Genomic DNA, 10,119 nt, shown 5'->3' on the forward strand with positions numbered 1-10,119 from the left:
GGGTTCGAATCCCTCTTCCTCCTCCATTTTTTGAATTTACGCGCATATAAATTCGAGATTGGATTCGTTACGAAAGTAGCGAATTTTTTTTAGAAGATGCGTGACTGAAAATTTTGATTCGCCAAATTATTAAATTCAGGAGGCTTCCTACATGGGAGTCTCTTTTTATTTCCCGGGAAATAACGAAAAGCGGAAACGGCCGTTCAGCTTCGACAAGTGTAAGACAGAAAAAACCTTGAGCGGCTGCATAACCGCTCAAGGTTTTTTGGTTTTATTTGCGCAGTACCAAAGCCTGCTGCATAAAATTGCCGATGCGTTCCACAATCTGTTCCGCGCAGTCCGGATCATTCAACAAGTCATAATCGTTGATGTTCAGACGCAGAACCGGGCAGCCGTTGAAAGTATTGATCCAGTTTTCGTAGCGCTGATGCATTTCGATCCAATATTCGACCGGTGTCTGCTGCTCCATTTGGCGGCCACGTTCCTGGATGCGGCCGATAATGTCATCAATCGACCCTTCCAGGTAAATCAGCAGGTCGGGATGCGGGAAATACGGAGTCATGACCATTGCTTCGAAAAGATTGGTATACGTTTCGTAATCGACATTGTTCATCGTGCCTTTTTCCCAGTGCATTTTGGCGAAAATGCCGGTATCTTCATAGATCGAACGGTCCTGGATAAAGCCGCCGCCGTATTCGAACATGCGCTTTTGCTCCTTGAAACGTTCTGCGAGGAAATAAATCTGCAGGTGGAAGCTCCATTTTTCAAAATCATCATAGAATAGATCCAGGTAAGGATTCGAGTCCACTTTTTCATAGGAGGTCCGGAATTGAAGCGCATCTGCCAGCGCTTTTGTCATCGTTGATTTGCCGACGCCGACTGTGCCTGCGATGGTGATGACCGCATTTGCCGGAATGCCATATTTTTCACGTAAATTCATATTGTTAAACTCCTTTGTTGCAGCGTGTCGTCCACTTTTGACAGGATCAGCTGCAAATCTTCTTTGTTCTGCACAAAATCTATTTCATCTCCGTTAAACCGGAGAACGGGGATTTCAGGATGCATACGCTCAAAATGTTCGATAAATTCATGGTAATCAGCAGCGAGCTGTTCCATATAATCCGCTGAAATCAATTGCTCGAACTCACGTCCGCGGAGTTTGATGCGCTTCATCAGCGTATCAAGGCTGGCGTGCAGATAAATGACCATATTCGGCTTTGGCATATCAGCCGTCAGGATTTTGTAGATTTCCTCATATTTCGCATATTCCTGAGGGGGCAAAGTTCTTTTCGCGAATATCAGGTTTTTGAAGATATGATAATCCGCCACAACCGATTCCCGGTTCGAGATGAACTTCTTCTGGATATCGTTCAATTGCTTATAGCGGTTGCAAAGAAAGAACATTTCCGTCTGGAAACTCCATTCTTCGATGTCTTCATAGAATTTATTCAAAAACGGGTTTTCATCCACGATTTCCTTTAGTAATTTAAATTGATTATGATCGGCAATCGCTTTGCTGAGCGATGTTTTCCCTACGCCAATCGGCCCTTCCACCGTGATAAATGGCACCGGCATCCGAAGCCCCCCTTTTTCTTTTCAAGTCTCTTTGGTAACCTTAATTTTACCATAAACTGCTGTTTAAAAGTAGAGACAAAAAGCGTTTGCCAAATTAATAAAAATGCTTACAAACAGCGTGGTTGTCATCTTTAGAGAAACTTATTATAGTCAGAAAAGCGGCTCTTTATTTTTTATTTTTCAGATGGCATTCTTAAAACTTTCTGCCGCATTTTCTGAAAGATGCTAAACTTGGCTTAAGGAGAGATGCAGCATGAACGGTATGGAACAAGATCAGTTTTATATGAAAATGGCGATAGAAGAAGCGAATAAAGCGGGGGCAAAAGGGGAAGTGCCGATTGGAGCGGTCATCGTCCACGACGGCAAAGTCATCGCGCGCGCCCACAACCTCCGGGAAACGACGCGTAACGCTGTGACGCATGCGGAATTGATGGCAATCCAGAATGCTTGCGAAGTTCTGGACAATTGGCGGCTCGAAAACACTATCCTTTACGTAACGTTAGAGCCGTGTCCGATGTGTGCCGGCGCCATCCTGCAGTCACGCATCCCGCGCGTCGTCTACGGAGCGCGCGATCCGAAAGCTGGATGTGTCGATTCCCTTTACCGCCTGCTGAATGACGAACGTTTCAATCATGAATGTGAAGTGAAGGAAAATGTGCTGGCCGATGAATGCGGCGGGCTGCTGACCCAATTTTTCCGCAATCTGCGGGACAAAAAGAAAAAACGGAAGCCGTTGTTATAAGGCTTCCATTTTTTCATTGACAAGAAATTCATGAATCAGCCGGTTCACGATAAACGGCTGTTCGTGGTGCACCCAATGAGTCGCCTGGCCGATGAAAACAAGCTCGGCATCCGTACAGAAATTCAGGCTTTCAGTCGCCAGCTGCTGAGACAGGAATTGGTCACCCAGCCCCCAGAGAATCCGAACGGGCACTTCGATTTTTTTACTTGGCGTCTGGCTGAAACTGCCTTTTGAAAGTGCCCGGTACCAGTTCAGCATGGCCGTCAATGCCCGCGGCTGTGCCCATGCCTTTTTGTATTGATCAAAATCTTCCTCAGAAAACGTGTTTTTCCGGCTCGTACCTGCCATCGCCTGTTCCATGAAACGGAAATTGTCTGCGGCCATCATTTTTTCAGGCAGTTCGGGTACCTGGAAGTAGGCCATATACGAACTCCTCACCCATTGCAATGGGTTTCGCATCATCACTTTCGACATCGCCAGTGGATGTGGAATATTGATGGCAATCAGCTTTTCCACCAGCTCCGGATGCGTCGCCGCCAATTGCCACGCAACCGCTCCGCCCCAGTCGTGGCCGATGACAACCGCTTTTTCTTTTCCGCTCCATTCGATGAGACCCACAATGTCATCCCGCAGTTTATTCAATGTGTAATTTTCCGCGCCTTCCGGTTTGCTGCTTACGTTATAGCCGCGCTGATCCGGCGCCATCACGCGGTATCCCCGCTCCGCCAAATCATTGATCTGATGTTTCCAGCCATACCAGAATTCCGGAAAACCATGCAGAAGAATCGCCAGCGGCCCGTCCTCCGGTCCTGCAACAGCCATATGCACCATAATCCCATTCGTTTCGACCCATCGGAATTCAACATTTATCATAGTCAAAACTCCCTTCCATTCTCCTTCTTTTCCATACCCCTTTCCCAAAACAATAAAATCAAACCACCCACTCAATAGAAAAACTCCGCAAGCAACTGCCTGCGGAGCTTTCCTGTTTTATTTGATGAATTCTTTGCCGCCCATATACGGACGCAGCACTTCCGGAATGCGGACAGAGCCGTCTTCCTGCTGGAAGTTTTCAAGGAGTGCAGCGACTGTCCGGCCGACTGCCAGCCCACTGCCGTTCAATGTATGAACAAATTCCGGCTTGCCGCCAGCCTCACGGCGGAATTTAATATTGGCGCGTCTTGCCTGGAAATCTTCGAAATTACTGCAAGAAGAAATTTCACGGTACATTTCCTGGCTCGGAATCCAAACTTCAATATCGTACTTCTTCGCAGCTGTGAATCCAAGATCCGCTGTGCACATTTTCAGAACACGGTACGGCAGTCCAAGCAGCTGAAGCACTTTCTCCGCGTGGCCCGTCAATTTCTCAAGCTCATCATAAGATTCTTCCGGCTTCACAAAGCGCACCAGCTCGACTTTATTGAATTGGTGCTGACGGATCAATCCGCGCGTGTCCCGGCCCGCAGAACCCGCTTCAGAGCGGAAATTCGCGCTGTAAGACGCGAATGCCTGCGGCAGCATGTCGCCCGGCAGGATTTCATCCCGGTAGAAGTTCGTCACCGGCACTTCAGATGTCGGAATCAGGAAATAATCTTCCGCTTCAATCAGGAATGCATCCTCTTCGAATTTCGGCAATTGCCCTGTACCTGTCAAACTTTCGCGGTTGACGAGATACGGCGGCAGCATTTCTTCATAGCCGTGCTCTTCCTGGTGAAGGTCCATCATGAAGTTGATCAACGCACGTTCAAGGCGTGCACCCAGTCCGCGGTAGAACACAAAACGGCTGCCCGTCACTTTTGCCGCACGTTCAAAATCGACAATCTTCAAATCAGTCGCAATATCCCAATGCGGTTTCACTTCATGCCCGAATTCCGGCTTGTCGCCCCATGTGCGGATTTCTTCGTTATCATCTTCCGTATCGCCCAGCGGCACGCTGTCGTGAGGAATGTTCGGCACGCGCATCATGATGTAATTCAGGCGTTCTTCCACTTCACGCAATTCATCGTCAATCGTTTTGATTGCATCGCCCACTTCGCGCATTTTCGCGATGGCTTCATCGGCATTTTCTTTATTGCGTTTCATCACAGCGATATTCTGTGAAGCCTCGTTGCGCTCGGCTTTCAATTTCTCCGTCTGGGCAATCAATTCACGGCGCTTCGCATCAAGCGGCTGAAACTCGTCCAAAACGGAAATATCTTCTCCCCGTTTCGCCAGCTTGCCTTTCACTTCTTCAAAATTGTCACGTACAAATCGAATATCCAACATGTTAAATTCCTCCTCTTGTTTTTGGCGCAAATGAAAAAAAGACAACAAAAATAGCCCACATCCCCTGGTAAAGGGACGAGAGCTACCCGCGTTGCCACCCTGATTAACCGGAAAAATCTCCGGTTCTCTTCATCACATAACGGCATTAAAACCGGCAATGGCTTATTTCGCCATGCAACTCCGGGGTGGATTCAAACGCGTTTTTCACCGGTTCGCACCAACCACCGGCTCTCTTTGGAAAAACAGACGTCCTACTAATTCCCATCAACGTTTCTATTTTTAAATTAACCATACTTTACTATAATCCGTTCATTTTGGCAAGAGCATCTCCGGTTCAGCCCCTTTTGCCCCAACTCCACCGGTGCGTTATACTGGAACTGACCTTCATTAAACTACTGAAAACAATAAAATAAACATGCCAGTTTGGAGAGAACCCTATGGATATGCTGATGTTCCAATTAAACAAACAAAGTGCCAGCCCCATCTACAAGCAACTTTATACCGCCATCAAACAAGCCATCATCGACGGCAAAATCTCTGTAGACACTAAATTACCGAGCAAGCGGAAACTGGCTGAATTTCTGTCGATCAGCCAAACGACCGTTGAACTGGCTTATGGACAGCTCGTTGCTGAAGGTTTTATTGAATCCCGTCCCCGAAAAGGGTATTACGCGCAGGCCATCGAAGAGCTGGCTTATCTCGACCTGCCGCAGGAAGAGCCGGTAATTCCCGAGAAAATTGACTATGAATTCGATTTTAATCCGGCACAGATCGATACACCGTCTTTCCCTTTTTCGACCTGGCGCAAATTGGCCAAAGAAGTGATTGATGAATCAAACGGGGAAGTGCTGCTGGCCGGCCATCCCCAGGGTGAAGACAGGCTGCGGCAGGAAATCGCCCGTTACCTGTTTCAGTCCCGCGGAGTCGTCTGCCAGCCCAATCAGATCATCATCGGTTCAGGAACAGAACAATTGATGCCGTTGCTGATCCGGCTGCTGTCAAAAACCTCTCTCTTCGGCTTTGAAAATCCCGGATATGCCCTGACACATAGCATTTTCAGTCATCATGACCGCGAGTCGCTGCCAATCCCAATCGATGAAGATGGCATTAATGTAGGGGAACTTGAGAACTCTCCGGTTGACGTGGCATACGTCACGCCATCCCACCAGTTCCCGACAGGTTCTGTGCTGAGTGCGGCCAGGCGTGCCCAATTATTGAACTGGGCGGCAGCAAAGCCCGACCGTTACATTATTGAAGACGATTATGACAGTGAATTCCGTTACACGAGCCGCCCGATTCCGGCACTCCAGAGCATGGATCTGAGCGGCCGGGTCATCTACATCAGTACTTTTTCAAAATCGCTGATGCCGTCGCTGCGCATCGCCTATATGGTGCTGCCGAACACACTGCTGCATGAATACAATAAAACCTTTCTTCATTACTCTTCTTCAGTGCCGCGGCTCGATCAGCAGATTGTAGCGCAATTCATGAAAGAAGGACATTTTTCGAGACATCTCAACCGCATGCGGAAACTGTACAAGAAAAAACTCGAAAAATTGACAGAAACGTTGGCTTTATTCGCGCCGGCGGTTAAAATTTCAGGTAAACAGGCGGGTATGCACATCGTTTTGACAATCGAGACCCCTTTCAATGAAAAGCAATTGATTGACCTAGCAAAAAACGCTGGAATCCGAGTTTTCGGTCTGCAATCCTATGATGTAAAAAAATCTGAATCCCCCTCTCCCCGCATTGTCATCGGATTTGGCGGCTTGTCTGAACATCAGATTGAAGAAGGTATCCATAAGCTCATGGCAAGCTGGCAGATCAGTGAAAGCAAAAAGCAGCGCATCCACTAGAGGATACGCTGCACTTATCTAAAATAAGCCTTTTATAAAATCAAGGGCGCCTGTCCACATTGTGGAGAAGAAGTTTCCGACCGCCTGCATGGAAAGGGCGAACCAGTTGGCACGCTCCACGCCTTCAGTTGTCACGACTTCCACGCCGCTTGCTGAACCATCCAGATAACCGTAGTCTGAACCTGATTCTTTTGAAAGATTCACAGTTCCAACCACTTGATCTTTTTCAATTGAAGCTTCAAGTTTGCCATTGTCCAAAAGAGATTCATCAATGATCAATTCAGGGACATACGCATCTTTTTCGCTTGAATGGACCATCATCGTGATCGGTTCTTTTACCGCAATTTTGACTTCATCTTCCTTGCCTTTTGAAACAGGCAAAGCCTCCTGGCCTTCAAACTGATAACCGGCAGGAATGATTTCCTGTTTTGTAAACTGGCCAAATCCATAATCCATCAATGCGCGGGTAGCATCGAAACGTGCTTTATAAGAACCAACGCCTTCACTGTCGACAGCCTTCATTACGACAGTGATCAAGCGTACGTCTCCGCGTTTCGCTGTGCCTGTGAAAGAATGTCCTGCAAAATTGGTTGTGCCTGTTTTTAATCCATCCATACCTTCATATTCAAATACCAAACCCGGAAGCATAAAATTCCAGTTCGGCATATCTGTCTTATCATCTGTACCGTCACGGAAAATGGCTCTTGGAATACTTGTGGTTTCAAGAACTTCCGGATAGTCATCCATCAGCGCTTTTGCCAATTTCGCAACAGAACGGGCAGGCATGACGTTTTCGTCAGTTTCGCCGGTACCTTCCGGGTGCATGCCTTTCAAATCGGCATTATTCAAGCCAGTCGAGTTGACGAATTTCGTGTCATCCAATCCGAGCTCTACCGCTTTTTCATTCATTAAACGAACAAATTCACCTTCAGTGCCCGCAATTGTTTCGGCAATTCCGATTGTTGCCGCGTTCGCCGAATAAATTGCCAAAGCTTCGTACAGCTCTTTGATGGAATATGTGCCATCTGCGCGAAGCGGCACATTGCTGAGTGCTCTGTCCTGAGAAACCTGATATGTAAAATCAGTTACGTTATATTGCTGATCCCAAGTGATGCGCCCATCTTCGATTGCTTCAAAAAGGAGGTATTCGGTCATCATCTTCGTCATACTTGCTACGCCAAGTGGTGTATCAGCATTTTGTTCATATAGTATCTTTCCACTTTCAGCATCCACCAAAATAGCGGCGTCTGCCATTATATTCAATGATTCGTTCGCGCTAGCCTGTTGCGGAACGACAATAGCCGTCATAAACATCGTTAAAATTGTAAGCATTATTGTTACTTTAAAGACCTTCTTCAATTCTCTCTATACCTCCATTAATCTATTTCCCCATGCTATTCTATCATATTATTAATGTCCTGAAATAAAAATATGCAAAAAGCACTCTTTCCCACCTGTTAAAGATGGAAAAGAGTGCTAAAAGGTTCAGCTTATGTCAGATTGAATAGTTTGGAGATTCTTTCGTAATTTGAACATCGTGCGGATGGCTTTCGCGTAATCCAGCTCCGGTCATGCGGATAAATTGAGCTTCATTGCGGAGTGTCTCCAGATCCTTTGTCCCGCAGTAGCCCATCCCTGCACGAACTCCTCCGAGCAATTGATGGATCGTATCAGAAAGCGGCCCTTTAAAAGGCAATCTTCCTTCGATTCCTTCCGGCACCAGTTTCTTGGCTTCATCCTGGAAATAACGGTCTTTTGAACCTTTTTCCATCGAAGCGATGGACCCCATGCCCCGATAATTTTTAAACTGTCGGCCCTGAAAGATCTCGGTTTCTCCCGGGCTTTCTGTAGTGCCCGCGAGAAGACTGCCAAGCATGACGACATGCCCACCGGCAGCAAGAGCTTTGATGATATCGCCCGAATATTTAATGCCGCCATCAGCAATAATCGCTTTGCCGTGTTTTTTCGCTTCTGTTGCACAGTCATAAACCGCTGTAATCTGAGGAACGCCAACTCCTGCCACAACTCGTGTCGTACAGATTGATCCAGGACCAATACCGACTTTTACAACGTCGGCTCCTGCTTCTATCAATGCTTTTGTTCCTTCAGCAGTCGCCACGTTTCCGGCTATGATGGTGAGCTCTGGAAATTTCGAACGAATTTCGCTGACCATCTCCAATACGCCCTTTGAATGGCCGTGCGCAGTATCGAGGACAATAACATCCACCTGCGCTTTTACAAGCAGTTCAACCCGTTTAAGTGTATCGGATGTAACGCCGACTGCTGCCCCGACAAGCAGACGCCCGTGTGAATCTTTCGCAGCAATCGGAAATTCGATAACTTTTTCAATATCTTTGATTGTAATCAAACCTTTTAAAATTCCTGCATCATCGACAATCGGCAATTTCTCAATTTTATATTGCTGAAGAATTTTTTCTGCATCTTCCAGGGTCGTGCCAACTGAAGCGGTAACAAGTTTTTCTTTCGTCATCACGTCATCAATTTTTAACGAATAATCCTGAATAAACCGGAGATCCCGGTTTGTTAAAATGCCTACCAACTTCAATTCTTCTTCATTATTAACAATCGGCACACCTGAAATACGATATTTTCCCATTAAATGTTCTGCATCATACACTTGATGCTCTGGAGTCAAAAAGAATGGGTCGGTAATGACGCCGTTCTCAGAACGTTTAACCGTCGTAACCTGTTCCGCTTGTTCTTCAATGCTCATGTTCTTATGAATAACACCAAGTCCGCCTTGGCGCGCCATGGAAATCGCCATTTTTGCTTCGGTGACCGTATCCATTCCTGCACTGATTATTGGGATATTCAGTTTCAGTTTTGGTGTTAATTCAACCGATAAATCCACATCTTTCGGCAATACTTCCGAATGTCCCGGAACAAGCAATACATCGTCAAAAGTCAGACCCTCTTTTACAAATTTCGTTTCCCACATTATCGACACGCCTCCAGCTTCCTATTAAATATTAATAGTAAGGTTATCAGTGGGTATGCGGAGTGTCAAGAATTCAAGAATAGAAAAAGTATTCCGACTAGTCTTTAGAGAATGGTGCGCAAATCTTCTTCAATTTTCTTTGGTGAAGTCTGAGGTGCATACCGTTTAACGACATTTCCGTCTTTGTCCACCAGGAACTTAGTGAAGTTCCATTTAATTCCTTCAGTCAATAAACCTTTTTGTGAAGACGTCAGATATTTAAAAAGGGGATCTGCAGTTTCGCCCTTTACATCGACTTTTGCAAACATTGGAAATGTCACGCCATAATTCACCTGACAAAATTCCATCGTCTCTTCCTGATTTTCAAATTCCTGATTGTTAAATTGCGCACTTGGAAAACCGAGGATTTGAAGGCCCTGCCCCTGATACTCTTCATACAGTTTTTGAAGATCTTCAAACTGCGGTGTAAATCCGCATTTACTGGCTGTATTGACTATGACGAGCGGGCTGCCTTTGAATTTCTCCAGTGATTCCATTTCCCCTTGTGCATTTTTTACTTTGAAGTTATAAATCGAAACCATTTTACCAACCTCCTGTATTTTCTTTAAGGTTATATTTAAACTGGCTGATGTACAAGCAATAGGTGCTTTATAAGGTGAGGAAATGATTCGCACTTTATAGTGATGAACGACAAAAAAGGCCGCTACCGCAGATGCGGTAAC

General features: G+C 46.2%; 9 protein-coding genes and 1 other annotated feature. Of the genes, 2 read left to right on the top strand and 7 right to left on the bottom strand.

From position 1 onward, the window contains the following. Positions 1-271: 271 nt before the first annotated feature. Both KW93_RS00290 and KW93_RS00295 read right to left on the bottom strand, forming a co-directional pair. Positions 272-940 carry a deoxynucleoside kinase gene (locus KW93_RS00290; protein ID WP_033540948.1) on the bottom strand — a complete coding sequence of 223 codons (669 nt, stop codon included), beginning with the start codon at positions 938-940 and terminating at the stop codon, positions 272-274. Further along, positions 937-1,575 carry a deoxynucleoside kinase gene (locus KW93_RS00295; protein ID WP_033540949.1) on the bottom strand — a complete coding sequence of 213 codons (639 nt, stop codon included), beginning with the start codon at positions 1,573-1,575 and terminating at the stop codon, positions 937-939. The genes KW93_RS00290 and KW93_RS00295 overlap by 4 nt, the downstream gene beginning before the upstream one ends. Positions 1,576-1,828: 253 nt before the next feature. Between KW93_RS00295 and tadA the strand changes: the two genes are divergently transcribed. After that, the gene (tadA, locus tag KW93_RS00300; RefSeq protein ID WP_152602391.1) at positions 1,829-2,317 is read left to right on the top strand and encodes a tRNA adenosine(34) deaminase TadA; all 489 of its coding nucleotides are present in this window, start codon (positions 1,829-1,831) and stop codon (positions 2,315-2,317) included. Here the strand turns inward: tadA and KW93_RS00305 are convergent. Both KW93_RS00305 and serS read right to left on the bottom strand, forming a co-directional pair. After that, positions 2,312-3,190 carry an alpha/beta fold hydrolase gene (locus tag KW93_RS00305; RefSeq protein WP_033540950.1) on the bottom strand — a complete coding sequence of 293 codons (879 nt, stop codon included), beginning with the start codon at positions 3,188-3,190 and terminating at the stop codon, positions 2,312-2,314. The two genes, tadA and KW93_RS00305, sit on opposite strands and share 6 nt — an antisense overlap. A 117-nt stretch (positions 3,191-3,307) precedes the next feature. Further along, entirely contained in the window at positions 3,308-4,582 is a 1,275-nt protein-coding gene (gene serS, locus KW93_RS00310) for a serine--tRNA ligase (protein ID WP_033540951.1), read from the bottom strand. A gap of 68 nt (positions 4,583-4,650) precedes the next feature. Continuing rightward, positions 4,651-4,859 (bottom strand) — a binding site (T-box leader). 160 nt (positions 4,860-5,019) lie between these two features. Between serS and pdxR the strand changes: the two genes are divergently transcribed. Next, positions 5,020-6,438: a MocR-like pyridoxine biosynthesis transcription factor PdxR gene (gene pdxR, locus KW93_RS00315; RefSeq protein ID WP_033540952.1), complete on the top strand. Its 1,419-nt coding sequence runs from the start codon at positions 5,020-5,022 to the stop codon at positions 6,436-6,438. Positions 6,439-6,456: 18 nt separating this feature from the next. Here pdxR and KW93_RS00320 read toward each other — a convergent pair whose 3' ends face one another. From KW93_RS00320 to KW93_RS00330, 3 genes are all read right to left on the bottom strand, one after another. Continuing rightward, positions 6,457-7,797, bottom strand: coding sequence for a D-alanyl-D-alanine carboxypeptidase family protein (locus KW93_RS00320; RefSeq protein ID WP_033540953.1), 1,341 nt, complete (start codon positions 7,795-7,797; stop codon positions 6,457-6,459). Between the two features lie 136 nt (positions 7,798-7,933). Continuing rightward, positions 7,934-9,397, bottom strand: a complete 1,464-nt coding sequence (gene guaB / locus KW93_RS00325) for an IMP dehydrogenase (RefSeq protein WP_033540954.1) — start codon at positions 9,395-9,397, stop codon at positions 7,934-7,936. Positions 9,398-9,501: 104 nt separating this feature from the next. Then, positions 9,502-9,978: a glutathione peroxidase gene (locus KW93_RS00330; protein ID WP_033540955.1), complete on the bottom strand. Its 477-nt coding sequence runs from the start codon at positions 9,976-9,978 to the stop codon at positions 9,502-9,504. Positions 9,979-10,119 lie beyond the last annotated feature (141 nt).

It is taken from the genome of Planococcus sp. CAU13 (assembly GCF_000775575.1).
GTDB lineage: Bacteria > Bacillota > Bacilli > Bacillales_A > Planococcaceae > Planococcus.